The following is a 26,911-nucleotide window of genomic DNA, read 5'->3' on the forward strand; positions in this document are numbered from 1 at the left end:
GGCTTCGGCGATCGCCGCAAGGCCATGCTGCAGGACATCGCGATCCTGACCGGCGGCCAGGCGATCTCGGAAGATCTCGGCATCAAGCTCGAGAACGTCACGCTCAACATGCTCGGTCGCGCCAAGAAGGTGATGATCGACAAGGAGAACACCACGATCGTCAACGGCGCCGGCAAGAAGGCCGACATCGAGGCGCGCGTGGCCCAGATCAAGGCGCAGATCGAGGAAACCACCTCGGACTACGATCGTGAGAAGCTCCAGGAGCGTCTCGCCAAGCTCGCGGGCGGCGTCGCGGTGATCCGCGTCGGCGGCGCGACCGAGGTCGAGGTGAAGGAGCGCAAGGATCGCGTTGATGACGCGATGCATGCGACCCGCGCGGCTGTCGAGGAAGGCATCGTTCCGGGCGGCGGCGTCGCCCTGCTCCGTGCTTCCGAGCAGCTCAAGGGCCTGCGCACCAAGAACGACGACCAGAAGACCGGCGTCGAGATCGTGCGCAAGGCGCTGTCGGCGCCCGCTCGCCAGATCGCGATCAACGCCGGTGAAGACGGCTCGGTGATCGTCGGCAAGATCCTGGAGAACAAGGCCTACGCTTACGGCTTCGACTCCCAGACCGGCGAATATGCCGACCTCGTCAAGAAGGGCATCATCGACCCGACCAAGGTGGTCCGTACCGCGATCCAGAACGCAGCTTCGGTTGCGGCTCTCTTGATCACCACGGAAGCCATGGTCGCCGAGCTGCCCAAGAAGGGCGGCGCCGGTCCGGCAATGCCCCCGGGCGGCGGCATGGGCGGCATGGACTTCTAAGGTCCAACGACCTCAAGGACTACGAAACCCCGGCAGCGATGCCGGGGTTTTTGTTTGAGGGTGAAACTCCCTCCCCTCGTCATTCCGGGGCGCGGCGAAGCCGCGAGCCCGGAATCCATAACCACAGGCTTTAGTTGGAGATACCGTTGTAGAGATCATCCCAATTGGGATTCTGTTCATCGATCAATCGCGTCTTCCAATCGCGCCGCCATTTCTTGAGCTCTTTCTCTCGAGCGATTGCGCTTGTGGGGTCATCGAAAGTCTCAAACAAAACCAACTTGTCGACCCCGTATCGTTTCGTAAATCCTGGGACGACTTTGGTCTTGTGCTCATGGACGCGTCGAACGAGATCGCTCGTTACGCCGATGTACAGGGTACCGTATTTCCTACTTGCCAGGTTGTAGACGTAGTACGCCATTCCCATCGGCCTGTGGTTATGGATTCCGGGCTCGGCGCTTCGTGCCGCCCCGGAATGACGACCGGATGTTAGTATCAGGCGAAGAATACATCAACCAAAAGCTGCAATCGCAATCTTACGATCGTGGCACTGCGAAGCGACGTCACGCGCGCGACATGTCCTGGAAACACGCCCTCACCCAGTCAATCGTCACGCGGGTTGCGGCGTCGCGCTTGAGGTGGTTTTGCACGAGCAGCCAGACGTCGCGCCGTTTCGGCAGCAGGGTGGCGCGCAGGCGGCGGTCCCCGAGCAGATCCGCGCAAACATACTCCGGCAACACGCCGGCGGCCTGATGCGCGCGGATCAGGTTACGGATGACGCGAACGTTGTCGGTGACGCAGCGCGCGCGGGCTTTCCTGGTGCGCAGGAATTGCATCTCGGGAATGGCGCCGAGCTCGTCCGGATAGGCGCACAGCATCGGCTCGCCCTCGGTTGCAACAGGCTCGAAATAATAGAGCTTGATATCGCTGAGCTTCGAGATCGCGAAATCGCCTTTGTCGGGCTTGCGCAGGCGGATGGCGAGATCGGCCTCCCAACGCGAGAACTTAACGTTCTCGCTCGAGGTGAGGAATTGCAGCGTCAGGCCGGGATTGACGCGCAGGAAGTCGCTCGCGCGCGGCGACAGTACCTCCTCGGCGACCGTGTTGGTGGAGGCGATGCGCAGGCGTCCCACCGGACCCGCCAGGCTCTCGCCGACGCGACCGATCTCGGCGGCATGCGCCGCCATCGCTTCGACATGGGCCAGCACCGCCTCGCATTGCCGCGTCGGCTTGCGGACGCCGTCGGCGGCCTCGAACAGGCGCAGGCCCAGCGCGCGCTCGATGCGCGACAGCCTGCGCCCCACCGTGGTCTCGTCGATGCGCAGCCGCGCGCTGGCGCCGGCATAGGTGCCCTCGTCCCTGACGGCAGCGATGATACGCAGATCGTCCCAGTTCATGGCTTCAGACTATATCGGCCGTCGGCAGCCTGCAATATCGCAGCCACCCGCTGCAACATCCCTGCATATCGGCAGGCGTTTCCGGGGCTATGTTCATCGGGCCTTTCGCCTTCGGAGATTGCCAAAACCATGACGACCGCAAAGACCCTGCTGCAGCTTGCCGGTGCCGACCTCAACCCGCCGCGCCTCAGCGACGCCGCGCTGGTGCTGATCGATATCCAGAACGAATATCTTGCGGGCCCCCTCGCCTTGCCCGCTGCCCGGCCCGCGATCGCGCGGGCGGCTGCGCTCCTGGCGCGGGCGCGCGAGAGCGGAGCCGCGATCATCCACATCGCTCATCGCGGCAAGGCGGGGAGCCTGTTCGATCGCGGCGCCGACCGCGGTGCCATTGTCGCCGAACTGAGCCCCCGTGCCGGCGAACTGGTGATCGAGAAGGAGCTGCCCAACGCCTTTGCCGGCACCGATCTGCAGGCGCGCCTTGCCGCAACCGACAGGAAGAACCTCGTGCTGGCCGGCTTCATGACGCATATGTGCGTCAGCTCCACCGCTCGTGCCGCGCTCGACCTCGGTTTTCGCACGACGATCAACGCCGACGCCTGCGCCACGCGCGACCTGCCCGACGGCCGCGGCGGCACGCTGGACGCCCGGACCATCCACGAGGTTGCACTCGCCGAGCTATCCGACCGCTTCGCGATTATCGCGCGCGGCGATGCGCTGAAATAACGGAGCTACGCGATGCTGCAACTCTATTTCTCGCCGATGGCCTGCTCGCTTGCGAGCCGCATCGCGCTGATGGAAGCCGGCCTCGATGCGCACTATCATCTGGTGCATCTCCTGACCAAGCAGGTCGCGGACGACGACAGCGATTTTCGCGGCATCTCGCCGAAGGGCGCGGTACCGGTCCTGGTGCTGGAAAACGGCGAGCGACTGACCGAGAGCGCGGCGGTGCTGCAATACATCGCCGACCTGAAGCCCGAACGCAGCCTTGCGCCGCCGCCTGGCGATCCCGATCGCTATCGCATGCAGGAATGGCTGAGCTTCATCGGCGCCGAGATCCACAAGGCGTTCCTGTTTCCGACCTTCTGGTACAAGGACGACGGCTCGCTCGCCAAGCCACGTGCGCGGATCGCGCAGACATTGTCGGTGCCAGCAGCGCATCTCGCAGACCGCGAATTCGTCGTTGGTCAACGCTTCACCGTTGCCGATGCCCACCTCGCCTGGGCTTTGTTGCTGCTCCGCCCCGCGGGCGTCGACATCGCGCAATGGCCGTCATTGTCGGCCTATCTCGAACGCATGCAGGCGCGACCCACCGTGCGGGACGCGATTGCAACCGAGATGGCGCTGCGCAAGACGATCGCGACTTGAGCGCGCTTCACTCCACCCGCGCCAGCACCGCGAGCTTGCGGATGCCCTTGTTGCGATAGGCGTCGAGGAACGCGTAATAATCCTTGAACGACACGCAGCCGTTGGAGTCGCCGTTCGGCCCGAGCATGAAGGTGTGCGCGAGCAGGCCGTCGCGGCCATAGATCGCGCTCTCGCCGCCGACCGGGGTCAGACGCAGCGCCGGCACGCCGTGGAACAGCGCTTCGCGCGGCTTCAGATTGTAGATGTGCGGCGGCGTCACGCCGCGCATGCGGGTGCGCTGCGAGCGCGGGTCGTCGAGGTTGGAGCCGAGGCCGGAGTGCGCCTCGAGCTTGGTGCCATCGGGCAGATAAACCGTCTTGGCGGTGATGTCGTAGACCGCAGTGTCACGCTCATAGGGCGGCGCACCGCCGAACATCGGATTCTGCTCCTTCGGCGCGATCGCCGAGGTCACGCTGGCATCGGCCGAAGCATAGGCGAGCAAGCCGCCGGACGGCTCACGCTTGCCCCAGAGCTTTTCCACCATCGACTGGCGCGGACCGGTGATCGACATCACCGCGGCCTTGGCGCGATCGGCAAAGGATTTTGGCTTGGCTTCAGGCGCCGGCACGATCCCGGCCGGATCGGCCGAAGCCAGCTGCACCGGTGCGTCAGCACGCTTGGTCTTCGCGGCGTCCGCGATCTTCTCGACGACCCTGGCCGGGCTCTTCAGCACGTCCGCGACCCTGGCGACGACGGTCGGCTTCGCCGGCTCCTTGCCAGTTTCCTTGGCCTCGGCAACCTTCGTCGCGGGCGCAGCGCTCGCCGCGTTGGACTCGACGCCCTGCGTGGCTGCCGCGGCAAAGCGCTCGTTGAACATCTCACGTGAAATCGGTGCAGCCACCTGCAGCCGATCGGGCAGCAGCGCAAACGTCTCGCGGATGGCCTCGCCCGCCTCGCGCAGCGCGACCTTGGGGGCGCGCTTGACCACGGGCTCGTCGTAGCCGGAGCTGCCGACAGCCGGATAGACGCTGGCTGCGAAGATGTTGTTGTAGACGGTCCAGCCGGCAAGCACGACGCAGCCGATCACGGCGGCGCCAAGCACGTTTTGGGTGGTCATTTTCCGGGAAGACTTCCGATGAGAATGCTTATTCGGATTCTTGTTCGGATTCTTGGGCTTCCGTGCCGCGTAACTCTGCGCAGCGATACTCGTACTCATTCGCCTTGCGTCCAGAACAGTGCCACTCAGTTCCCCTTCGAAGTGCCGCTGGTCACGATCCGGGAACAGCATCTCGCAGAGGGTCGGAGCGTCATTAAGGCGACTTTTAGTTAAATGCGGATTAAGTTCGGGCAGATGTGGGGCAAGTCGTTAACGCTGTGCCATTTCGAGAAAAAAGCCCGCAGAACTACGGACTTAGGCGAAGCTGTTAACCATAATTCTAGGTCGGTTTGCGCAGGGATCCCGACGCCTCCGACCGCACCCAAAACACATTCAACAACGACATTTTCGTGATCATCAAACTGGCCCGACGATAGCGCCGAAGCGTTGCGTGAGGCTGGTGCAGTCAGCTGCAGAAAGGCAGCAGCACGCACACCGCACGGAGCGCTCACGTGGCACGGCGCACCTGATCGAAAGTTGATCGTGCCGGTCTGGAAATGGGCGTGCCGAGAAAATAGCTACCACATCGGCACTTTTCAGCAGCCTCTGCGAGTGATACGGTACCGTATCAACATCGCCTTGAACTGTGCCGAGCACGCAAACGGAGGCTGGCATGAGAGGGTTTTCGCGCGCCGGGTTTTCGGCCATGGCGTGGTCATTTGTGTTGATCGGATCTGCAACTGCACAGCCTGCCGCCAATGCAGGCTGCACGGCGTCGCCGTCGGCCGCAGGGACGCAGACCTGGCGCTGCGACAACGGCATCACGATCGTTGCCGAAAGCGGCGCCCGATTTGAACTAAACGACGCCAACCGCGACGGACATATTGACTCCGTCGAGTTGAGCAGCAAAGCGCTGCTGGTCGAAGCGCCCAAGAGACCCCACGGCCATCCCTTCAAGGTGCTGACGCCGCAAGCGATCGCCGCCGTGCGCGGCACCAAATGGGCGGTCGATGTCGCCGAGGCCAAGACCTCGGTATTTGTCGCCAACGGCCGTGTCGGCGTGACCCGCAGGCCGGCGCGTGGACGCGGCATCGTGCTCGGCCCCGGCGAAGGCGTCGACGTGGAAGCGACCGGTCCGCTGACCGTGAAGACATGGGGCCAGCCACGCGTCGACGCGCTGATGGCCCGGCTAGGCCAATAGAACTCGGTCGTCACGACCTGCTTCGGCAGGCCCGACAACAAAAAGAAGATTGCAGTACGACGGAATGAAGAGACGCGTTCAAATTCTGGTGGCACTTGTCCTCACCGCGTTGTGGGGCGCGGGCATCCATGCGGGCCACGCCAACGGTCATCTGCGCTTTCTCGATCGGCTCGAGGCGACGCTGACGGATTGGCGAACACAGGTCCGGGGCGTGCAAGCTCCGCCCGATCTCGTCACCATCGTCGCCATCGACGACACCGTGGTGAAATGTGGCGGCAGCTATCCGCTGCCGCGCGCCGATCTCGCCCGGGTGGTCGACACCATCGTGCAGCTCAAGCCGAAGGTCGTGGCGATCGACCTGCTGCTGATCGACCGCAGCGCCGCGATCGGCGACGCCACGCTGGCCCATACGCTCGCCACCGGTCTCATGGTGCTGGCCGCCGCTGCGATCTTCCCGAGCGAGAGCGAGACCGTGGCGCCCGGCAGCGCAGGGCCGCTCGCCGCCCTGCCCCAGGCCGAGCGCTTCCTGCTGCCGTTGCCGGCCTTCGCCGATCACGCCGATGTCGGAATCGTCAACGTCGCGACCGGGCAATCGGGCTCACCGCTCTCGGTGCCGATGCTGTTCCGGACAGGCGACAAGGTCGAACTGTCGTTTCCGCTGCGGGTCGCGAGCCGCGCACTCGACAAGCCGCTGACGATCGCGCCCGATCATCTCATGCTCGGCGATCGCGCGGTGCCGACCGACACCGACTTTGCGCTGCCGATCACCTATTACGGCCCGCGCCGCACCATCCGCACCGTGAGCGCGCAGAGCATTTTCGACGGCACGCTCGACCGTAAGGCGATCGAGAACCGGATCGTCGTGATCGGCGCAGCCGTTGCCGGCGGCGGCGACTTCTTCCCGACGCCGTTCGATTCCCTGATGCCGGGGGTCGAGGTGATCTCGACCGCGATCACGCATCTCGTCGCCGGCGACAGCATCGTGCGCGACCGCAAGGTTCACATCGCCGATGCGCTCATCGCGATCCTGCTGCCGATGCTGCTGGTCGGCCTGCTCGCCTGGCGGCGGAGCGCGCTCGGCTTCGTCGCGGCAGCCGCGGTGATGGTCGCCTGGGCCGGGCTCAATCTGTTCGCGTTCACGCACGGCGTCTGGCTCGATGCCGCGATCACGCTCGCAGCCACGGTGCCGCCGGTCGCGGTGTTCGTCGGCGTGCAATTGTGGGCCGGAGGCCGCCGCACGCAATATCTCGCCGCCAGGAGCCGGTCGCTGGCGCAATTCCAGGCGCCGGCCCTGCAGGAGTGGCTGGCACGCGATCCCGATTTCCTGGCGAAGCCCGTGCGGCAAGATGCGGCCATCGTCTTCATCGATCTCTCCGATTTCACCGCACTGAGCCAACGGATCGATCCGGACGAACTCCAGGACATCCTCCAAGCGTTCCACGCGCTGATCGACCGGGCCGCGGTCGATTGCGGCGGCATGATCACGAGCTTTCTCGGCGACGGCGCCATGATCCTGTTCGGCCTGCCCAGCGCGATGCCGGACGATGCGGCGCGTGCGCTGAAATGTGCGATCGACCTGCACCGCGGCGTCGAGCGCTGGACGGCGTCACTGCCATCGGCGATCGGCGGCCGGCTTGGGTTCAAGATCGGGGCGCATTTCGGCCCGATCGTCGCCTCCCGTCTCGGCGAGAGCCACCAGCACATCACGGCAAACGGCGACACTGTCAATCTCGCGAGCCGGCTGATGGAGGTCGCCGCGCAGAACGGCGCGCGGCTCGCATTGACCGACGCACTGCTCGATGCGGCTGACTTTCACGGGGCGCCCGACGGTGTCCTGTCGGGCCCCCTGCTCACGCAGATCCGCGGCCGCTCCGGCATCGTCCACGTCTGGTTCTGGCGCGACCAGGACAGGCCGAGCCCGGCCGCAGCCAAGGTCGAAATGATCGATTGAACTGTCGTCCCGGCAAAGGCCGGGACCCATACTCCCAGGCAGAAATTTGGCGAATACTAGGAGTGAACAGGTCATCGATTGGTACGAGCACCTGAGTTCATCGATAGATCGCGTGGTATGGGTCCCGGCCTTCGCCGGGACGACAGCGCAAAGAGAGTTGCGCCGCTAAACCTTGCGCCTCAGCGCGCCCAAGCCGCCCAGCTTGCCACGCGACATCAATTCGCGGAAGCTGTCGTTGAGGAGGATCTCGTCGACCTCGCCCGAGATCAACTTCGCTTCGGCCTCGGTGATGACGCTGGACGTGAACGAGCCGCTCGCCTTCATCGCGTTGAGCACATCCTTGACCAGGGGCGCGCCGTTGGAAGGAATCTCCGGCGGCTGCCAATCGAGATCCTCGATCACGAACAAGCCGCCCGGCTTCAGCGAGGGAAACAGCACGCCGAGAGTCAGGTGCTGATGCACAGAGGCGTGAGAGCCGGCATCGATGATGATGTCCAACGGCTTTTCCTTGGCTGCAAGCTGCTCCAGCATGCCGCGATCGCCCTGATCGACGCGATGGATCCTGACCCGCGGATGGGAGAACCAGCTGAAATCCTCGATGTCGGCGCCGATGACCTCGGCATTCGGGAAGTAGTCCAGCCACATTTGCAGCGACGGGACCTGATCTTGAGTCCCGCCTTCGACCCGCCCCCGGCACAGACCGATTTCCAGGATACGAATGGGCTCGAGGGCCTTCGATCGAAGCAGCTCGTGATAGATGCGCGTATAGTGATGGGCAAGGTGGCCTTTGCAGACTGCGCCCTTGTCGGAGTCGTATTTCGCGGCAAGCTGCGTCAACCAGTTCGGCTCGAGCACCAGCTTCTTGAGATAGCCTGCCACGCTCTGCTCGGGGACCGCATCGAAGCGCAGCCCTCTCTCGGCCCACATTTTTCCCCAGAGATGGACACCCGTCACACGGGGATCGCTCAAGAGGTCGAAGCCGGCCCGGCCTTCGGCGGCAAACAGATCCACTTCGCGCCAGTCGATCGCGTTGAAGCTTGTCGGCGGCAGGATCGACGATTGCAGCTCCTCGTCGCCTGCCACGAGCAGGTATTCGCTCAGCAACAGCGGCCCGACCGCGCCGTGTTCGACGCGCTTCTCGCTGAAAAGCCGTTGGAGGGACAGGGCATACAGATTGGCCATGTGCAGCGAGCCCTTGGGCGCGCGCATCACGTCTCCGACGCACACATGCCCGCTCTCGACTCCCGACCATTGCGCGGAAAACACGTGCTCACTGCCAAAATCCAGGGGCTTCACGAGCACGATGTCCGTATCGAGCCACCAGCCGCCGAATTCATGAAGAACGGCATAGCGGAAGATGTCGCTGAAGTAGCGGATATCGCTGTTCAGGACGGCATGCTGGTAGATCGAGCCCGGCACGACGTTTCCGGCATCGACCACCATGACCCCGGGCGGCACAAGCGCCTGCACGGCGGCCACGTTGTCGTAAGTGTAAAGCTTGACCGGATGGCCCTGGCGGATCATCGACTGAAGCGAGAGACGCGACATCTCGCCCAGCGGAGCCATCGACCAGAAGCAATGGATGGGATCACGGGCCTCTCCCGGCGCCGAGCGACTCTGAAGATGAGCGTTGAATTGCTCTGTCAGGGCACTCCAGCCGTTGCGAGGAACAGAACGGCACTCCGCAAGGAACGGCAATTTCTGATACGCCCGCGCGATCAAGAAGCAAAGGCTCGCCTGGTTGACATGCCCGGCCCTGTTCAAGGCGTGGCCGTAGTTCTCCCAGATCGACGGATCAACGGGATCGAGCGCCACCGCGCGCTGAAACGCCTCCAGCGCCGGCTCCTGGAGTCCCTTGCCTTGCAGGGCCGTCCCGAACGTTGCGAGATAGGTCGCTTTCATCTCGTTTGTGAGAGCACGGCCGGCCCAGTTGATGGCGGCATCGTAATCCCCGTTGAGCAGCGACACACCGGCCATCAGATGAAGCAAGCCGGCATGGTTTTCGTCTGCGGCCAGCCCTTCCCGGCAGCGCGCCACGGCTTGGTCAAGCTCGCCTGATTTCAGGTGTCGAAGGCAGATCTGGTAATATTCATCCCGCGTCAGCGACGACGGGCTTCCCGAGATCTCGTTCGCTCTTGCGAGAGTGCCGTCGTGATAATTCATCGGGGACCTTCCGGGCCATGGGAGAGCGGGGGGCAACCCGATTCCCAAAGGTTTCAGGACGGTCGCCACTTCGCACTATCCCGTTTGTAGCTTGCTTGAAGCTTGACACCGCCCTCGCCTCACCGGGCCGGCACGTGGCGAATCAAAGGGGGCGTTGATATGCCTGCCACCAGGCGTCCGATGGCGCATCGAATTTGGGGAGAGAAAACCCATGAACCGTCGCTTGGATCTCCACGTCGCCGCCTATGAAGGCAAGAACATCTACGATTTCGACAACGAAATTTCGCTGACCTGGTACCCGAAACGCATTGCGCGTGTCGTCAAGGATCCGCGCGCCGTCCTGGATCTGGGACTGGGGCACGGATTTGCAACCGAAATCTTTTCGGGCGGACCTGGCCGCCATGTGGTTCTTGAAGGATCTCCCGCGGTCATCGAAAACTTCAAGCTCAGATTTCCGGACAACAAGAGCGAGGTCATCGAAATCTACTTCGAAGAGTTCGATACGGACGAAAGATTCGACCTTATCGTCATGGGGTTCGTCCTCGAGCATGTCGATGACCCCCTTCTGATCCTGAACCGCTTCAGGAAGTTTCTCGCACCCGCCGGCAAATTGTTTGTGGCGGTCCCCAATGCCGAGGTCATGAACCGACGGCTTGGGAATCTCGCGGGAATGCTGCCGGATATGCAGGCCCTCTCAGAGAACGACCTGGTCCTGGGGCATCAGCGGTATTTTACAGTCGACTCGCTGACCAGACTGGTGAGCGATGCCGGCTACAAACTCGAGAAGATGGAAGGCATCTATCTCAAGCCCTTCGCGACAAGTCAGCTCCTGTCGTTGAACCTCGACACCAAGATCATCCAGGCCTTGTGCGAGATGGGAATTGAATATCCGGAACTATCCTGCGGGATGCTCGCTCAGCTCACGGCGGACGGCTAGGCGTGCTCATGAGAGTGTTGATCGTCGGGGGAACCTCTTCGCTGGCACAGGCGCTGATCCCACTCCTTCGTGGCCATTGCGAAGTGTTGACGGCTGGGCGCAGCGGCTGCGATATCGAGCTGAACCTCTGTTCGCATCATATTCAGATTCCCGGCGGGATTGACTGCGTCGTGAACATGGCCGCTGCTTTCGGGGGCAAGGAATTACCAGCCACCCTGCAAGCGATGGATGTCAACGTGCTTGGCCTGATGAAGCTCTGTCATGCCAGTTCAAAGGCGAACGCGAAGCATTTCGTGCACATTTCCAGCATATTTGCGGATCTCAACAACGACTCTCCGTTCTTCGGAGCCTACTCACTTTCAAAGAGGCATTCCGAAGACGTTGCGCAATTCTGCGGCAGGGAGCTTCGGCTGCCGATCGCGGTGCTGAAGCCTTCTCGGATTTATGGTGTCGGCGAGCAGTTTCGAAAACATCAGCCATTCCTGTACACCATCATGGACAAGGCCCAGAGAAATGAAGACATAGACTTCTTTGGCTCGAATGACGCCTTGAGGAACTTCATTCATGCTCAGGACATGGCAAAAATCATCTCGGCCGTCATGACGATGAAACTCGAAGGCGTCTATCGCTGCGTGAACCCCGACAACGTCACCTATTCTCAAATCGCGGCGGCTGCCATTTCCGCCTTTGAAAGCAAAAGCAAGGTCAGGTTCCTGCGAGACAAGCCCGACATCCCGAGCAACGGCTTTGCTTGTGACGAGACGCTGTTCCGGTTGATCGAATATTTTCCCTGCATATCCTCCGCGCAAGGAATGCAGATGGAAGCGACTCATCGAAAGTTGGTGTCGTGACGACGGTATTGGTTTCCGGCACCAGCGGCATCGTCGGTTACGGAATCTTGCGCTCCCTCAAGATGTCGAAGCGGCCGATCAAGCTCGTCGGCACCTCGATATATACCGACTCGGTCGCACCAGGATTTTGTGACGTCTTTGAAGCCGTGCCCAAGACGGATGCGCCAGACTACCTCGATCGGCTTCTCGCGCTCCTGCGCAAGCATCACGTCGACGTGGCGTTCCCCGGCATCGATGCAGACATGTACAAATGGGCGGATCACGTCGCCGAAATTGATGCGACCGGGACCAACGTCGTCCTCAATTCGCGCGAGCTGATCTCCAGATGCTCCGACAAATGGGCGTTCTACGAACGGCAGCTGGAACTGATGCCGACCTATGCGATCCCGAGCTATCTGGAAATGGACTTCGATTTTCTCAAGGAGAAATGCGGCCTGCCGTTCCTCCTGAAGCCTCGCCGGGGCTTTGGATCAAAGGGTATCGTGGCGGTCGAGACTGCGGAGCAATTTGCCAGGATTGCTCCCGCGACAAAGGCGACATTGATGGCGCAACCCATCGTCGGGCGAGATGATGAGGAATTCACCGTGTCCGCGTTTTGCGATGGCCATGGGGACTATTCGGCCTTCATGGCGCTTCGGCGAAAACTCTCCAAGGATGGGTTCACGGAAAAGGCCGCGGTTGTAGATCAAGCCGAATTTTCTGAGCCCATCCGGGATCTGTGCAGAGCGTTTGCTCCGATCGGGCCGACCAACTTTCAGTTTCGCAAGACTGGTCACGGCCTCAAGCTGCTCGAGATCAATCCGAGGATTTCTTCATCCACGTCGATCCGCGCCGCCTTTGGATATAACGAAGCGCTGATGGCGGTCGAAATGGCCGTCGAGAAACGGATGCCTGTCCAACCTGAGATCAAGCGCGGCAGAGCCGTTCGCTATACCGAGGATTTCATCTTTTATGACAATAGCGTTCATCTCTGACATCCACGGAAATTTCGAGGCGCTAAAGGCGGTTCTCACCGAACTTGATCGAATGCGCGTCACCGGGACTTTCTGCGTGGGTGACGTGGTCGGCTATTATTCCCAGGTGAACGAATGCTGCGATGAACTGAGAAGGCGCGGCATCCAAAGCGTTCTCGGCAACCATGACTGGTACCTGGGCTTCGGCGGCTTTTGCACCAGATCCAGGAGCGTGAACGAATGCCTGGCCTATCAGAGGAAGGTCATCACCTCCGAAAACGTGAATTGGCTGAGGGCTTTTAGCCTGCAAATGCAAATCGGGAATGCTCAAGTCGTTCACGCCGGATGGGGCGATCCGATCGACGAGTACCTCACCAACCCCAACGAGGAATATTTCGCACGGCTCTCCGGCGTCAATTTCGTAAGTGGCCATACCCACGTGCAAAGCATCCACCGCTTCGGGGAAAAGATCTATTGCAATCCGGGGTCCGTCGGGCAGCCCCGCGACGGTGATCCACGGGCCGCGTTTGCAACTTTTGACGGCGAGAGCTTCAAGTTGCATCGCGTCGAGTACAACATGCCAAGGGTATTCGAGTTGATGGAGGCCGCGGGTTTCCACGATTACTACTACGGCGGACTGAAGACTGGCGCGAAGAATCTCAGGCGGCTCGCGGATTGAGAGCAGCTCTCCCAACTGATGGATCCGGCCAGTGCTTGCAACGGACTGACGGACTTGGAGCGCAAGGCCGCAACGCCGCAATCGGCCCCGATCTCGCGTTGCGTTTTCCCCGAATCACGATGAAAGTTCACCCTCAATTGCCTTATGAGCGCAGGTTATGACATCAAAAGATCCGCAAGACGCGCAGAACTTCACTTATGCGGCCCTGGACGAAGTGGCCGCCTATAGTCGGTTGCAGGAACTGATGAAGACGTCGCCGCTGCCTCGGCGCGAATTTCACGCAAACCTCGGCCTGTTCCTGAATCGCCCATCGCTGGCGCGCATTCTCTTCATGCATGATCTTTATTCGAAAGCCCTGCACACGCATGGCGTCATCATGGAATTTGGCGTGCGCTGGGGGCAGAACATGGCGCTGTTCACGACGATGCGCCACATCTACGAGCCCTACAACATGAGCCGCAAGGTTGTTGGCTTCGACACATTCGAGGGCTTCCCGTCGGTGGCACCGCAAGACGGCGATTTCGACGCCTTGAAAGTCGGCGGGCTCAGTGTCACGCCGAACTACGAGGACGTGCTTGCAGAGATCCTGTCGGCGCAGGAAAAACTCGCGCCTCGCAGTCACATCCGCAAGTTCGAGCTGGTCAAGGGCGACGTGACCGAAACTCTTCCTCGATATCTGGAAAAGCACCCCGAGACGATCATCGCGCTGGCGTATTTCGACCTCGATCTCTACGAGCCGACGAAGAAATGCCTGGAGCTCATTCGCCCCTATCTGGCGAAGAACAGCATTGTCGGGTTCGATGAGTTGGTGCTGGCGGAGAATCCCGGAGAAACCCTGGCATTGCGCGAGGCATGGGGCACCGAAGGATATCGCATTTGCCGCAACACGAGTTCACCGCAGCAGAGTTACGTCGTTTTCGAGTAACTCGCTAATCTTGGTGCCAGAAATCGCAAATCGGTGAAACAAGCGCGCGTCATGATCGAGTGGCGCCGCAGGCCCGGGATCGGGCGTCATCCTCCGCAGCTCAGGGCATCTACGCCTTGTCAACCAGGTCATAGTTCTCGGCAATGATTTCGTTCAGGTTCGAAACTGAATTGAACATCAGCAGATCCACAATCGAAAGATATGGCACATGCGGCTGACCGAATTGTTCATAGGGAAACGGTCTGCTCCGAAGCGCCCTGAATTCGATTCCGCGGGCGCTGAAGGCAGCGGAATCGTAAAGCTCCAGACCGCCGATCGCGTTGATATATTTTTGCGTACCTTCCGCTTCGCACAAGGCGAGCACCTTGTCCTGAAACTTGAGTGAATGGTCTATGGGGACCTCAGACGAGATCTTGAAGGTGGTCTTTAAACCCAGATGCTCGCTGGTCATCCGCAATGAGTTGAAAAGATAACGGAACAGATTGGGGTCTTCAAAGCTGACGATCTTTTCGAGAAGCGGAAAGGTTGCCTCGAAGAAGGGCGCGGTTCGATAGGCCCCTCGCCATCGATTGAGCAGCTTTGCACGGTCGAAATCGGGCGCCAACTCCCTGTCGCGAATATCCAGGGCATCCGAATCCTTCTTCAACGGAAGCGAAAACATCGCGTCCGTTCCGTTGAGCAGCATCCGATTGCGGTTGATCCACCCCTTTTTCACATATTTGATGTTGTCGTAGACAATGAAACGATCGACCGCACCGATCAGCTGATAGTAGCCGATGTAGGGAAGAAAATACGGCTGCATGATCGCGAGTTTCATCGTGTGTGCGCCCTGCTACTGTGAAGACATTCTCAATTTGCCTTCGTCAGCTTCCCACGCCGGTCAAACTCGTCTGCGCCGAGCCCCAGGCCCGTGCATCGTGGGTGAAGGTCGTCGAAGTCGAGTTGTCATTGCGCGGCACCACGAGTGGCGCGAAGCATGCATACGCCTGCATGAAGCGATAGACGCTATTGCCCATCCCATCCAGACCGATCGTCGGCAGTACGCGATTGCCAAGCGCTTCGATTTGGACCGGCCGATTGTCCATCGGGTAACACAGCTCCAGGAGCCGCTTCGCTCCTGCGGGAGATATCAGGTTTCCGGCTGGACCAAAGCAGGTGTTGAGCCGGAGCGCGGCAACCTGCGAATTCGCGCGCTGGAAAGCAGCCTCGCTCTGGTCATTGGGGCGCTGGGGCCTGAAGATCATCATCGACTTCATGCCTGGCGCGAGTTCGAGATCGAGTACGGAATCAGTATTGCAGCCAAGGACCAGAAGATCCCAGTTCTCAAGGGACGGAAGAAGCGCCTGCAAGCGCGCGATGATGTCGTGGCGGATTGTACAATCGTCCTCGAACACAAGGGCGGGTTCATTCTGCCCGGCGATCCAATTCAATATCCGCCATAGCGAAGCGGCACCGCCGACGGCTCCCCTGGTGAACATCGAACCGGGCGCGACAAGTCGCATCGCCATCACTTCCTGGTCGGTCATCTCCAGCCCGTTGGACGCAGAGAAGCGCTCGAAAGCGATTCCGCAGCCTGCGTTCCGTTCCAGAAAGCGTCGATATTTTTCCGGACAGCGATCGAGATTAATGACGAAGTTCTTCATATGCGAGCAGCACCGTTGGCGAATGGATACCGGTGAGCGTTACTCAAATATGATTCGCCACGGTCGCGGCTAGTCCAAAACGCGTGTCAATCACGGACTCCCGCTGCACAGGAATGCTCCACGCAAGTTTCGGTCTGTATCGATGATCAGTCATGGACCTTATCGATAATCAGGACTCGAGATGAGTGACGCGCTCCCGCCTGAATTTCCGACGCCGCGGGCCCAGAGCCCGCTCCATATCGTGCGTCCGAGGTTTCCAAGAGCGGAGCAGTTCTTAACCGCTTTTGAGAAGGCGCTGGAAACCGGCCAGGTCACCAACAATTCGCGTTGGGTCGTCGAATTAGAGACGCGTTTGAGCGAGTATCTTGGCGTCCCGACCCTCGTTTTCTGCAATGGCCAGATCGGCATGATGGCGATGCTGAGGGCTGCGGGAATCACCGGCGGCGAAGTGATCGTGCCGTCATTCACGTTCAGCGCCACCCCGCATGCTGTCAGATGGGCAGGCGCCGAACCGGTATTTGCGGATATCCTCGATGACCAGACCATGCGCCTCGACCCGAGCGATGTCGAGCGCAGGATCACGGACCGCACCGTCGCCATCCTCGCCGTCGACGCTTATGGGGTCGCCAGCGACTACGCTACGCTTGCCCGCATCGCCGAGCGCCACAAGCTGAAGTTCCTTGTCGACAGCGCGCCATCGTTCGGCACGCGCATCAACGGCCAGTTGGTGGGAGGATTCGCGGACGCGCAGATGTTCAGCTTTCACGCCACCAAAGCCTTCTCGACGATGGAAGGAGGCTGCGTCTGCAGCCACGACGCAGAACTGCTCGCGCGCGTCAAAGCGATGCGCAACTTCGGACAAGTCGATGGCGCCGACTGTCACGAGGCGGGCTTGAACGGGAAAATGCTGGAGATATCGGCCATCATCGGCCTCGAGCAACTCAGGACGTTCGAGCAGGCCATTGCGACGCGCCGTCAGGCTGTCGAGCGCATGCGGATCGGCCTTTCCCGGATTCCTGGCTTGCGCGTCGGACGAGAGCCCGCGGGCGTTCAGGCCAACTGGCTATACCTGCCGGTCGTCGTCGACGCCGAGGAATTCGGACTCGACCGAGAGGTGCTGGCATCGGCGCTCGAGAAGCACAATGTCTTCGTTCGGAAGTACTACAGCCCGCCCTGCCACCACATGACGGCTTACAGCGCGCAGAAGGAGCTGAAATTGGCCGTGACGGAAAGGATCGCTTACAGCGTCATTGCGCTCCCGGTCTACAACGACATGACCGACGAAGAATGCGATCTCATCGTTGCCGCCATACAGCGCGTGCGCCAATCAGCGCAAAACCGAAGCAAGTCTTAGTCGCAAAAATCAGATCGCACCTTATGCGATGATCCCAAGGACATAGAAGTCGAGCAAATGCAGAAGATTCTTGTGACTGGAGCAGGAGGCTATATCGGCATTCCCCTGTGCCAGATGCTGGCCCAAAAGGGTTTTTCGGTGGTTGCGCTCGATCGAGGTTTTTTCGGCCGGGATCGATTCATGCAGGCGGCTTCCCATCCGAACATCACGCTGCTCGTCGACGACATCCGCACCGTGGACCCCAAGCACTTCGAGGGCATGGATGCCGTCATCGATCTGGCCGGACTGAGCAACGATGCCTCCGCCGAAATCGATCCCGAGCTGACGATCTCCATCAACCACAAGGGGGGCGCTCGTCTGGCTCGCACGGCCAAGGAGGCTGGCGTTCGCCGCTATGTCTATTCGAGTTCAGCATCGGTCTACGGCCACGGGCAGGAAGTGGCGCTCAACGAGCACTCAGTCTGCCGCCCACAGACGCTGTATGCCGAAAGCAAGCTGCACGTCGAGGACGAGCTGCGTAAGCTGCAAAGCGACACATTCGAAACGGTTATACTACGGAACAGCACCGTATTCGGCCTGGCGCCGCGCATGCGCTTCGACCTCGCCATCAACGTCATGACACTACGCGCCTGGAAAGAGCGTGTTATCTACGTCATGGGAGGCGGCGAGCAGTGGCGGCCGTTCATCCACGTTCATGATGTCTGCCGCGCCCTGATGCTGGGCATCGAGAGCGACGCGTCAATCGTGTCCGGGGAGACTTTCAACGTCGGCGGCGACGATCTCAATTATCAAATCAAACAGCTCGCAAACTTTGTCAAAGACATCATTCCGAACATAGTCACCCACACCATTCCGGATGCGACGGACAAGCGAACCTATAATTTGTCCTTTGCAAAGATCATACAACGCCTGAGATTCGATCCATCCTCCCGCGTACATGAAGGCATCGTGGAGATAAAACAGGCTTTGGAGCGGGGCGTGGTGAGTGGCGACGATCCCACAACCCATACACTGGGATGGTACCGTGCCCTGATTGACTGGGAAAAGAGGATCAAGGAGCTGTCGATCGACGGCAAGATCTTGTGACCGAAATTCCCCGCTGGTGAAGGACGGAATTTTTTGCCGGCCTTGCAGCCCGCACCGCGAGGTGCGGCCCGTTCAAGGCAGGAGTTCGGGCGGCGGCGAGCGGTCCAGCACGTCGCCCTTGGCGCCCTCGAGCAGATCGATCCCGTAGGTCTCGACCACGAGCGGCCCGCGCTTGCGCTGCAGTTCGGCGACGCGCGTCACCTGCGTGAAGAGGTCGTTCAGGAACGGATGGCCGTCGGGACGCAGCTCATCGACATAGATCAGCTTGCCAGCGAGCAGTCTTGGATCGGGCTCGGGCATGTTGACCCAGCGGATGCGCTGGTTCTGCTGCACCACACAGCTGCCGCGGGGCAGATAGAAGGCAAGCCAGCCCGTGGTGCCGTAGTCCGGCGTGAGCACACAGGTCGCACCTGCGCGGACGCGTTCGGCTTCGATGCCGGCAGCAAGCTCGCGCCAGCCAACGCCGACACTGCGCACGGTCGCATCGCGGCGATAGCCGGATAGCCAGCCCGTATTGGCCTGCAGGATCAGCGCGGCAAACATCACAATGCCGGTCGGCGCGGCCCAGCGCAGGCAGAAATCCACCAGGCGTCGTGTACGCGGCTTCCACTGCGCGATGTTGGCTGCGGCCGCGGCGGCGACGACGAAGGGCGGATAGACCGGCGCGAACCAGTTGGCCTCGACGCGGGCATGCAGCGAATGCCAGACGAAATAGGCAACGATGGTCCAGAACATCGTCTCGATCAGCACGCGCGAGGCCAGCGCACCGGCCCGGCGCCAGGTCAGCGCATGCAGCCCCATCGCACCGAGGATGAAGACAAGCGGGGTTGCGAACGCGATCTGGGTCGGGATCAGCTCGGCAATGAAGACCGGACGGAAATCCTCGATCTTCGCGCGGCCGAGCTGCTTTGCGAACGAGACCCAGTGATGATCCGCATTCCAGAAGATCACCGGCGAGAACAGCGCGAGCGCAACGAGGCCGCCGAGATAGGGCCAGGGCGAGAGGAACCAGCGCCGCAGCTTCGGCACAGTTGCGAGCCAGATCAGGATCGCCGCGCCAAAGAACATCGCGGTGTATTTCGACAGCAGCGCCGCGCCGACGGCAGCGCCGACCGCAAGCCACCAGACACCGCGACCGGTCTCCAGCACTTTTGCCAGGAAGAACAGCACGAAGCTGGACGCGACCAGCAGCGGCGCATCGGGCGTGACAATCAGAGTGCCGACGGACGCCATCATCGTCACGTTGAGCAGGATGACGCTGGTCGCCGCCACACGCGCGCCGCCGAACAGGATCGCGGCCGAGCGATAGATCGCATAGCTCATCGGCAGCGCGAGCAGGATCGAGACCAGACGGACGCCGAGCTCGGTATCGCCGGCGATCATGGTGCCGGCGCGGATGACGTAAGCCACCATCGGCGGGTGGTCGTAGTAACCGCCCGCCAGGTTCTTCGACCACATCCAGTAATAGGCTTCGTCGAAAGTGATCGGCGTGAAGGCGGCCGCAACCAGCCGCAATACGACCAGCACAAGGATCACCAGCGCCGTATTGCGGACGATCCGCGCGTCAGCCCCGCCCATACAAGCTTCCTTGCAAGCGTCCGTGACGCGCTATTTCTTGCGCCAGACGAACAGTCCGGACATCGCGTAATTCCACACCACGCCCATCAGCGCACCGGCAAGGCCCGCCAGCCACCAGATCGGCTCCTGGTCGTAGACCGAGAAGGCGACGCCGACATTGGCGAGCAGGCCGACGCTGCAGACGATGTAGAACATGATCAGGCCGCGCAGGATCGCAAAGCCCTTCAGCCTCTGGTCGCGATAGGTGAGGAAGTTGTTCATGACGAAGTTGGTGGTCATGGCCACGATGGCGCCGGCGGCCTGCGCCTCGGCGAACGGTGCCTTGATCAGCTCGAGCGCGATGAACAGCGTGGTGAGATGCACCACGAGGCCGATGCCGCCCACCATCGCGAACAGGATGAAGCGCAGCGAGACGATGTCGTTGGTCAGCTTCGCCAGCACCAGGCCGAGAAAATCCAGCGCGACCATGGAATCGAGCTTGCTCTCGCCGTGCTGACGTTCACCGAACGTGTAGGGAATCTCGACCGCGCGCAGATCGCCATGCGCAGTCGCGACGAGGTCGAGCAGGATCTTGAAGCCGTGCACCGAAAGCTTCGGCGCCAATTGCTCGAAGCGGTCGCGGCGGACCATGAAGAAGCCGCTCATGGGATCGGCGATCTCGACCCGGAGCATCTTCCTGGCGACCTCGGTCGCCAGTGCACTGGCGCCGGCGCGCTGCTTGTTGAAACCTTCGCTCTTGTAGCCCTCGATGTAGCGGCTCCCGACGACGAGCTCGGCCTGGTCGCTTGCGAGCAGCAGCAGCATCTTCGGCAGCTGCGTCTCGTCGTGCTGGAGGTCGGCGTCGATCACGGCCACATAGGGCGCGCTGGAGGCCAGGATGCCCTCGATGCAGGCGCCGGACAGACCGCGGCGGCCGATGCGGCGGATGCAGCGCACGCGGCTGTCCTGCTGGGCGAGCGCGCGCACGACGTCCCACGTGCCGTCGGGCGAATTGTCGTCGACGAACACGACTTCCCAGGCGACGTTGGCAAGCGTCGCCTCCAGCCGCCGGTACAGCACCGTGACGTTGTCGCGCTCGTTGAAGGTGGGGACGATGACCGACAGTTCCGGCCCCTCTTGAGCCTGGCCGTCGACGCCCGGTCTGATCGCTTCATTCATGACGGCAGCGTATATCCGCCGCGTCCTGCGATGCCAAGTTCTGGGGCCACCGAGCCGGGGTTTCTCTGGGGAATGGGCCCCAAAGGGGCCCTAAAATGCCAACGACCCCGGAACGGCGGACCGCGCGTACATCCGGCGCAGCCCAAGCTATTCCAAGGTCGTCCCAGCGCCGGAGTTTTCGCTCAACGTCGCCGTTACAAGCCAAATGGGAACGACGAAGCCGCTTTGCAAGGGGCAAAAACAGCCTTTTTCAGCCCGTTACTGGTTCGGGACTTCCCGGATCACTGGGCCCCGCGGCGCGGGTGCCGCTGGGGCTGCGGGCGCCATGGCGGCGGGGGCCGGCTCGACCTTGGCCGGCTTGGGCGGCTTGCCGTACTGCCCGATCGGCCCGAAGACGACGGCGACCGCAAGCACGATCGCCGCGACGATCGCGCCACAGATGCCACCTACCGACTCAGACGACATGCCAACCCGCCCCTGTTCCAGATGGGCCCAGTCATATCACGGATGAACGCACGGCCGGAAGGGCTTGCCGAATGGGCGAATAGCGAATGGTGAGTAGCGAATAAGGCAAGCGGGTCTTCTGACCCTATTCGCTATTGGCCATTCGCCACTGCCTATTTCGCTGGCGGGCGGCGCTTGACGTAGGCGGTCACGATGTCCTTCTGCGCCGCCTCCACTGCCCTGTTCGCGGTCGCGAGATGGGCGCCGGATTCGATGTTCGGATATTGCGAGGTGAGATAGTCGAGCAGCGCCACCCGGTAATATTGCCGCTCCGACGGGCAGGCGCTGGCGACCGAGCGGCCAAAATCCTGCTCCGACAGGTCCTGATTGCTGTCGCGCGAATATTCCCGCGCCAGGCAATGCCAGTAATCGTCGCGACCCTGCATGGCGAGCTTCTGGGCGCCTTTCGTATCGTCGTCATCCGCCATGGCAGCGAACGTCATGGCAGCAAACGTCATGGCAGCAGATGTCATCATGGCGAGCGCCGCTCCCAGCATCCGCATCTTGTTCTCCTTTTTGCGCAGATTTCATCGCGAGCTTAGACGGGACACGGCAACTGGCCAATCACTTCTGGTTTGAATAGGATGCAGCCCTCCCCTTCCCGTCGATGCGAGATCCTCACGTGGCCAAAGCAAAAACCGCGACAAAAAAATCCGGCAACATCTTCATCGGCATCGGGGGCTGGACCTTCGAGCCGTGGCGCGGTGTGTTCTATCCGGAGAAGCTGACGCAGGCGAAGGAGCTGTCCTATGCCGCCTCGAAGCTGACCTCGATCGAGATCAACGGCACCTATTACGGCTCGCAGAAGCCGGAGAGCTTTCGCAAATGGGCGAGCGAAGTGCCGGAAAATTTTGTGTTCTCGGTGAAGGGGCCGCGCTTTGCCACCAATCGCCGCGTGCTCGCCGAGGCCGGCGATTCCATCAAGCGCTTCTATGATTCCGGCGTGCTGGAGCTCGGCGACCGCCTCGGACCGGTACTGTGGCAGTTCGCGCCGACCAAGAAATTCGACGGCGCCGATTTCGGCAAGTTTCTGGAGCTGTTGCCGCGCAAGCTCGAGGGCCGCGCGCTGCGCCACGTGGTGGAGGTGCGGCATGACAGCTTCTGCACGCCGGACTTCATCGCGCTGATCCGCGAATTCGAAACGCCCGTGGTGTTCGCCGAGCACGGTAAATATCCGGCGATCGCCGACGTCGCCGGCGATTTCGTCTACGCCCGGCTGCAAAAGGGCAATGACGAGATCAAGACCTGCTATCCGCCGAAGCAGTTAGACGCCTGGGCCGAGCGCTTCCAGGCCTGGGCCGGCGGCGGTGAACCCGGCGATCTCCCGAAAGTTGACAAGGCCAAGCCAAAGAAGGAACCGCGCGACGTGTTCGCTTACGTCATCCACGAGGGCAAGGTGCGCGCACCGCACGGCGCCATGGAACTGATTGCGCGGGTAAGCTGAGGATCATTCATGGCCAGGGCGAAGAAGCTCTTCACCATCGGCTACGAGCAGACGCCGCCCAAGGCCGTGCTGGACGAGCTCGAGCAGGCCGGCGTCAAGCTCGTGATCGACGTGCGCGCGGTGACGTCGTCGCGGCGGCCGGGCTTTTCCAAGAAGCAGCTGGCCGCAGGTCTCGACGAACGCGGCATCGCCTATGTCCATCTCGCAGCTCTGGGCACGCCGAAGGAAGGCCGCCTCGCCGCGCGTAGCGGCCAGTATGAGGTGCTGGAGAAGATCTACTCAAAACACCTCAAGACGCCGCAGGCCAGAGAGGAGATGGACGAGCTCTCCGCGCTGGTGAAGAAGGCCGGCCCCGTCTGCCTGCTCTGCTACGAGCGCGACCACACCCACTGCCACCGCCAGATGATCGCGGAGATCATCGAGGAGCGCGATGGGGTGGCGGTGAAGAATCTGGCGGGACGGCAGGTGTAGCCTCTCCATCGGCGCCAGACGTAGCCGTCATCCTGAGGTGCCGTAGCGAAGCGGAGGCCTCGAAGGACGACGGCGTGCCACTGACGCTGCGGCACCTCGGCCGCGCATCCTTCGAGGCTCGCAAGGGCTCGCACCTCAGGATGACGGGTCCAGATTTACCCCTCTCCTGCCAGCCGAAACGTCCCCTCCATCACCGGCACGCAGCTGCCGCCGACATGGGCGGAGACGATTTTGCCGTCCTGCTTGCGCACGCGGGTCCGGAGGATGCTGGGCCGGCCCATGTCAAAACCCTGGCCGACCGTGAGCTTCAATTCGCCGTCGCGCGTGGGATCGAGATCGGCGAACAGCGCGGCGGCCGCGACCGTCGCGCTGCCGGTGGCGGGGTCCTCTGTGAGGCCGCTGGCGCCGCGCATGAACATCCGCGCCTGCCGCTCGCAAGGCGCTTCGGCTGCAGGCACGTCGCGTGTATAGAACCACACCGAGCGGGCGCCGTCACGCGGCAAGACCCTGCCATAGGCCACAGCATCGGGCCGAGCCCGCTTCAGCGCCTCGCGCGAATGCAGCTCCATCACCAGAAACGCGTTTCCGACGGTGACGATTTGCGGCGCATGGTTGTCGGTCTTGATGTCCTCTGCACTGAGCGAGATGCAGCTCGCGGCTTCCGCGGCAGACAATTGCGACAGCCGCGCCAGAGGCTGCGGCGCGGTGAGCTCGGTCCCGACCACCCGGCCCTGCTCTCTCGCGATCTCGACCGGCACGAGCCCGGCCTTCTCCTCGAACAGCAGGCGCGGCTTCGGCTCCTTCGCCAGCGAGGCCAGCACGAAAGCGGTGCCGACATTGGGATGGCCGGCAAAGGCAATCTCCAGCACCGGCGTGAAGATGCGCACCTCGGCGTCGTTGGCCTTATCGCGCGGCGGCAGCACGAAGGTCGTCTCGGAATAGTTGAACTCGGTCGCGATCGCCTGCATCTCACGCGTGGAGAGCCCAGCGGCATCAAGCACCACGGCAAGCTGGTTGCCGCCGAAGGCGCGGTCGGTGAACACGTCGACGGTGATGTAGCGGCGCTGCATGCAAAATCCTCACGCAAATGGCGGCCGCGGCCGGCCGCCTCGCGCAGCACTCTACAAGCCCGCAACATCGCCCGTCATGCCCCAAAATTCGGAGCAATCGGAGCAATCGCGGATGACGGATCAGAAACGAAAAAGCTGAGACGGTGATGCCAGAACTTGCGCGCGCTCGCTCTTGTCGACGATCAGCGTATCGAGGAATTCGCGGTTCTTCGCATAACTCTGCGTTGCCTCGAACTGCGTGTGCGGCCAGTCGCTGCCCCACAGCAGGCGATCAAGGCCGTACGCCTTGCGAAGCAGCGGATAGGCTTCCTTGGCAAAGCTCTCGCCGGCCGGACCGTTGCGGTACGGCGCCGAAATCTTGACCCACACGTTCCGCGTCGCCCCTAACTTCAGCACGGATTGAAAGCCGGGATCGGCGATGCCGAGCTTTGGATCCGGCAGCGCGTAATGATCGAGCACGACATTGACGCCGTGATCGAGCAGCTGCGGCGCCAGCACAGCGAGATCGGACGCGTTGCGCTGGATCTCGACCTGCCAGCCCATCGCCTTCACGTTCGCGAGTAATCCCTTCCATTCGCTCGCAGCGAGATCTGGCAATGGCTGGCCAACGAGATTGAGGCGAATGCCGACCACGCCGGCGCGATCGAGTTCGCGCAACTCGTCCGTGGAGACAGCGGGATCGACGACGGCGATGCCGCGCAGGCGGGCACCGGTCTGCTTCAGGCCATCAACGAGGTAGGAATTGTCGGTACCGAGAAAACTCGGCTGCACCAGCACGCCATTGGTCATGCCGTTGTGGTCGAGCTGCTCGAGATAGAGCGACAGTGGCGCATCGTAATCCGGCGCGTAGCGCCGGCCCGGCGCGAGTTTCAATGCGCGATGGAAGACATGGGCGTGGGTGTCGATCGTCGGCAAGGCCGTCTCACTCATGGCTCTGGTTGCGGTTGCCGTCGCGAGGGACGCCAGGCCGACGCTGAATTGACGGCGCGTGAGGCCGCGGTGGGCAAATGTCATGGTTATTCCTCTCCATTCCGGTCAAACGCGGGCGGCCGCGGTCTGCTCGAACACCTTCCCGCGGGTTTCGGGCAGCAGCATCACCGCGATCAGCACCAGCGCATAAGCAAACGCCGCATCGATACCGATCGCCGGCCCAAGGCCAATGTGATCGCTGAGGAAGCCGACCAGGAACGGGAATGCGGCGGAGACGACGCGGCCGAAATTGTAGCAGAAGCCGACGCCTGTCCCGCGCACGCCAGCCGGATAGAGCTCGCTGAACAGCGCGGCCATGCTGGCGGGAATACCGGCCGAGAAGAAGCCGAGCGGGAAGCCAAGCACCAGCATCTCTCCGTTGGTGAGCGGCACGAAAATGTAGACCAACACGGTGGCAATGCAGGCGCTGGCGAACAACGCGACATTGGCCCTGCGGCCGACGCGGTCACTGATGATCCCGCTCGCGACACAGCCGCAGAAGAAGGCGGCGATGATGACCGCGAGATAGAAGCTGGAGCCGAGCACCGAGAGATGCCGCACCTCGCGCAAATAAGTCGGCAGGAACGTCGTCAGCGCCGCATAGCCGCCATGGGCGCCGATGCCAAAGAGACCGCCGACCAGGGTCGATCGCAGCACGTCACGATGAAAGATGCCGGACAGCGTGGCGAGGAACGGCGTTTCTGCGTCCTTTGCAATGGCGCGCGGCGGCTCTTTCAGCCCTCGGCGAATGAAAATGATGAGGAGCGCCGGCAACAAGCCGATCGCAAACAGGATGCGCCAGGCGATGTCTGCCGGCGCGTAGGTGAAGACCAGCGCCGACAGCAGCACCGCCCCGCCCCAGCCGACAGCCCAGGCGCTCTGCACTGAACCCAGCGCCTTGCCGCGATGCTCGGGACGGATGATCTCGGCCATCAGCACGGCGCCGCAGGCCCATTCGGCACCGAAGCCGAGACCCTGGATTGCTTTGAGCACCACGAGCTGGGTGTAGCTCATCGCAAATGCTGAAGCGAACGTCGCCAGCGCGAAGGTCGCGACCGTGATCTGGAGCGCCTTGACGCGACCAAAACGATCGCCGAGCGCGCCGCCAAGCCAGCCGCCGAATGCGCCGAAGAACAGCGTGACCGAGCCGAGCAGACCGGCATCGGCCTTGCTGATGCCGAAGGCCGCGATCAGCGCGGGGATGGCAAGGCCGAACATCTGCACGTCGAGCGCATCCAGCGCCCAGCCGCCAAAGCTTGCCCAGAACGTGCGCCGCTCCAGCGGCGAGCTTTCACTATACCAGTTCGACATGTTTCCTACCCCTGTACTCGTTTAT

General features: G+C 62.0%; 27 protein-coding genes. 14 read left to right on the forward strand and 13 right to left on the reverse strand.

Features of this window, described 5'->3' with window-relative positions; translation table 11 throughout:
- On the forward strand, positions 1-804 hold an 804-nt coding region (gene groEL, locus YUA_RS0132645; RefSeq protein WP_027534447.1), incomplete at its 5' end, for a chaperonin GroEL.
- A gap of 130 nt (positions 805-934) precedes the next feature.
- Here the strand turns inward: groEL and YUA_RS0132650 are convergent.
- Together YUA_RS0132650 and YUA_RS0132655 are read right to left on the reverse strand one after the other, a co-directional pair.
- A complete protein-coding gene (locus YUA_RS0132650; protein WP_027534448.1) occupies positions 935-1,222 on the reverse strand; it encodes a GIY-YIG nuclease family protein in 288 nt (95 codons plus the stop codon).
- A 142-nt stretch (positions 1,223-1,364) separates the two neighbouring features.
- Entirely contained in the window at positions 1,365-2,198 is an 834-nt protein-coding gene (locus YUA_RS0132655) for a LysR family transcriptional regulator (protein WP_027534449.1), read from the reverse strand.
- A gap of 129 nt (positions 2,199-2,327) precedes the next feature.
- Between YUA_RS0132655 and YUA_RS0132660 the strand changes: the two genes are divergently transcribed.
- Together YUA_RS0132660 and YUA_RS0132665 are read left to right on the forward strand one after the other, a co-directional pair.
- Positions 2,328-2,921, forward strand: coding sequence for a cysteine hydrolase family protein (locus tag YUA_RS0132660; protein ID WP_027534450.1), 594 nt, complete (start codon positions 2,328-2,330; stop codon positions 2,919-2,921).
- A gap of 12 nt (positions 2,922-2,933) precedes the next feature.
- Entirely contained in the window at positions 2,934-3,563 is a 630-nt protein-coding gene (locus YUA_RS0132665; RefSeq protein ID WP_027534451.1) for a glutathione binding-like protein, read from the forward strand.
- Positions 3,564-3,570: 7 nt separating this feature from the next.
- Here the strand turns inward: YUA_RS0132665 and YUA_RS0132670 are convergent, their stop codons facing one another.
- Positions 3,571-4,659 (reverse strand): tlde1 domain-containing protein, encoded by a 1,089-nt coding sequence (locus tag YUA_RS0132670; RefSeq protein ID WP_027534452.1) that lies wholly within the window; start codon positions 4,657-4,659, stop codon positions 3,571-3,573.
- A gap of 652 nt (positions 4,660-5,311) precedes the next feature.
- Here YUA_RS0132670 and YUA_RS0132675 point away from each other — a divergent pair.
- Positions 5,312-5,839, forward strand: coding sequence for a FecR domain-containing protein (locus YUA_RS0132675; RefSeq protein WP_027534453.1), 528 nt, complete (start codon positions 5,312-5,314; stop codon positions 5,837-5,839).
- A gap of 64 nt (positions 5,840-5,903) precedes the next feature.
- A complete protein-coding gene (locus YUA_RS0132680; protein ID WP_027534454.1) occupies positions 5,904-7,790 on the forward strand; it encodes a CHASE2 domain-containing protein in 1,887 nt (628 codons plus the stop codon).
- Positions 7,791-7,955: 165 nt separating this feature from the next.
- Here YUA_RS0132680 and YUA_RS47260 read toward each other — a convergent pair whose 3' ends face one another.
- Entirely contained in the window at positions 7,956-9,953 is a 1,998-nt protein-coding gene (locus YUA_RS47260) for a glycosyltransferase (RefSeq protein ID WP_051383498.1), read from the reverse strand.
- A 211-nt stretch (positions 9,954-10,164) separates the two neighbouring features.
- On the opposite strand from YUA_RS47260, the gene YUA_RS0132690 reads away from it, so the two are divergent.
- From YUA_RS0132690 to YUA_RS0132710, 5 genes are all read left to right on the forward strand, one after another.
- On the forward strand, positions 10,165-10,890 hold the full coding sequence (locus tag YUA_RS0132690; protein ID WP_035972399.1) for a class I SAM-dependent methyltransferase: 726 nt from the start codon (positions 10,165-10,167) through the stop codon (positions 10,888-10,890).
- An 8-nt stretch (positions 10,891-10,898) separates the two neighbouring features.
- Entirely contained in the window at positions 10,899-11,741 is an 843-nt protein-coding gene (locus tag YUA_RS0132695; protein ID WP_156947418.1) for an NAD(P)-dependent oxidoreductase, read from the forward strand.
- A gap of 62 nt (positions 11,742-11,803) precedes the next feature.
- Complete coding sequence (locus tag YUA_RS0132700; protein WP_156947424.1) at positions 11,804-12,715, forward strand: ATP-grasp domain-containing protein; 912 nt, start codon at positions 11,804-11,806, stop codon at positions 12,713-12,715.
- Positions 12,693-13,373 carry a metallophosphoesterase gene (locus YUA_RS0132705; RefSeq protein ID WP_027534458.1) on the forward strand — a complete coding sequence of 227 codons (681 nt, stop codon included), beginning with the start codon at positions 12,693-12,695 and terminating at the stop codon, positions 13,371-13,373. Before YUA_RS0132700 ends, YUA_RS0132705 begins: the two co-directional genes overlap by 23 nt.
- A gap of 157 nt (positions 13,374-13,530) precedes the next feature.
- Positions 13,531-14,298, forward strand: a complete 768-nt coding sequence (locus YUA_RS0132710; RefSeq protein WP_027534459.1) for a crotonobetainyl-CoA--carnitine CoA-transferase — start codon at positions 13,531-13,533, stop codon at positions 14,296-14,298.
- 109 nt (positions 14,299-14,407) lie between these two features.
- Here the strand turns inward: YUA_RS0132710 and YUA_RS0132715 are convergent, their stop codons facing one another.
- Together YUA_RS0132715 and YUA_RS0132720 are read right to left on the reverse strand one after the other, a co-directional pair.
- The gene (locus YUA_RS0132715; RefSeq protein ID WP_027534460.1) at positions 14,408-15,115 is read right to left on the reverse strand and encodes a WbqC family protein; all 708 of its coding nucleotides are present in this window, start codon (positions 15,113-15,115) and stop codon (positions 14,408-14,410) included.
- 46 nt (positions 15,116-15,161) lie between these two features.
- On the reverse strand, positions 15,162-15,941 hold the full coding sequence (locus YUA_RS0132720; protein ID WP_027534461.1) for a glycosyltransferase family 25 protein: 780 nt from the start codon (positions 15,939-15,941) through the stop codon (positions 15,162-15,164).
- Positions 15,942-16,122: 181 nt separating this feature from the next.
- Here YUA_RS0132720 and YUA_RS45815 point away from each other — a divergent pair, with 181 nt between their 5' ends.
- Both YUA_RS45815 and YUA_RS0132730 read left to right on the forward strand, forming a co-directional pair.
- Positions 16,123-17,295 (forward strand): DegT/DnrJ/EryC1/StrS aminotransferase family protein, encoded by a 1,173-nt coding sequence (locus tag YUA_RS45815; protein WP_051383499.1) that lies wholly within the window; start codon positions 16,123-16,125, stop codon positions 17,293-17,295.
- Between the two features lie 57 nt (positions 17,296-17,352).
- Positions 17,353-18,381: an NAD(P)-dependent oxidoreductase gene (locus YUA_RS0132730; RefSeq protein ID WP_027534462.1), complete on the forward strand. Its 1,029-nt coding sequence runs from the start codon at positions 17,353-17,355 to the stop codon at positions 18,379-18,381.
- 72 nt (positions 18,382-18,453) lie between these two features.
- Here the strand turns inward: YUA_RS0132730 and YUA_RS0132735 are convergent, their stop codons facing one another.
- The 4 genes from YUA_RS0132735 to YUA_RS0132750 form a co-directional block, all read right to left on the reverse strand.
- Positions 18,454-19,959, reverse strand: coding sequence for a glycosyltransferase family 39 protein (locus YUA_RS0132735; protein WP_027534463.1), 1,506 nt, complete (start codon positions 19,957-19,959; stop codon positions 18,454-18,456).
- 30 nt (positions 19,960-19,989) lie between these two features.
- The gene (locus tag YUA_RS0132740) at positions 19,990-21,117 is read right to left on the reverse strand and encodes a glycosyltransferase family 2 protein (protein WP_027534464.1); all 1,128 of its coding nucleotides are present in this window, start codon (positions 21,115-21,117) and stop codon (positions 19,990-19,992) included.
- Between the two features lie 258 nt (positions 21,118-21,375).
- Positions 21,376-21,582: a hypothetical protein gene (locus tag YUA_RS0132745; protein WP_027534465.1), complete on the reverse strand. Its 207-nt coding sequence runs from the start codon at positions 21,580-21,582 to the stop codon at positions 21,376-21,378.
- Between the two features lie 152 nt (positions 21,583-21,734).
- Positions 21,735-22,124 carry a hypothetical protein gene (locus YUA_RS0132750; protein WP_027534466.1) on the reverse strand — a complete coding sequence of 130 codons (390 nt, stop codon included), beginning with the start codon at positions 22,122-22,124 and terminating at the stop codon, positions 21,735-21,737.
- 104 nt (positions 22,125-22,228) lie between these two features.
- Here YUA_RS0132750 and YUA_RS0132755 point away from each other — a divergent pair, with 104 nt between their 5' ends.
- Both YUA_RS0132755 and YUA_RS0132760 read left to right on the forward strand, forming a co-directional pair.
- Positions 22,229-23,065: a DUF72 domain-containing protein gene (locus YUA_RS0132755; protein WP_084293025.1), complete on the forward strand. Its 837-nt coding sequence runs from the start codon at positions 22,229-22,231 to the stop codon at positions 23,063-23,065.
- Positions 23,066-23,074: 9 nt separating this feature from the next.
- A complete protein-coding gene (locus YUA_RS0132760; protein WP_027534468.1) occupies positions 23,075-23,536 on the forward strand; it encodes a DUF488 family protein in 462 nt (153 codons plus the stop codon).
- 155 nt (positions 23,537-23,691) lie between these two features.
- Here YUA_RS0132760 and YUA_RS0132765 read toward each other — a convergent pair whose 3' ends face one another.
- From YUA_RS0132765 to YUA_RS0132775, 3 genes are all read right to left on the reverse strand, one after another.
- Positions 23,692-24,606 carry a PhzF family phenazine biosynthesis protein gene (locus tag YUA_RS0132765; protein ID WP_027534469.1) on the reverse strand — a complete coding sequence of 305 codons (915 nt, stop codon included), beginning with the start codon at positions 24,604-24,606 and terminating at the stop codon, positions 23,692-23,694.
- A gap of 120 nt (positions 24,607-24,726) precedes the next feature.
- Positions 24,727-25,620: an amidohydrolase gene (locus YUA_RS0132770; protein WP_027534470.1), complete on the reverse strand. Its 894-nt coding sequence runs from the start codon at positions 25,618-25,620 to the stop codon at positions 24,727-24,729.
- A gap of 21 nt (positions 25,621-25,641) precedes the next feature.
- Positions 25,642-26,886: an MFS transporter gene (locus YUA_RS0132775; RefSeq protein WP_027534471.1), complete on the reverse strand. Its 1,245-nt coding sequence runs from the start codon at positions 26,884-26,886 to the stop codon at positions 25,642-25,644.
- Positions 26,887-26,911: the final 25 nt, after the last annotated feature.

The organism is Bradyrhizobium sp. WSM3983 (assembly GCF_000473045.1).
GTDB lineage: Bacteria > Pseudomonadota > Alphaproteobacteria > Rhizobiales > Xanthobacteraceae > Bradyrhizobium.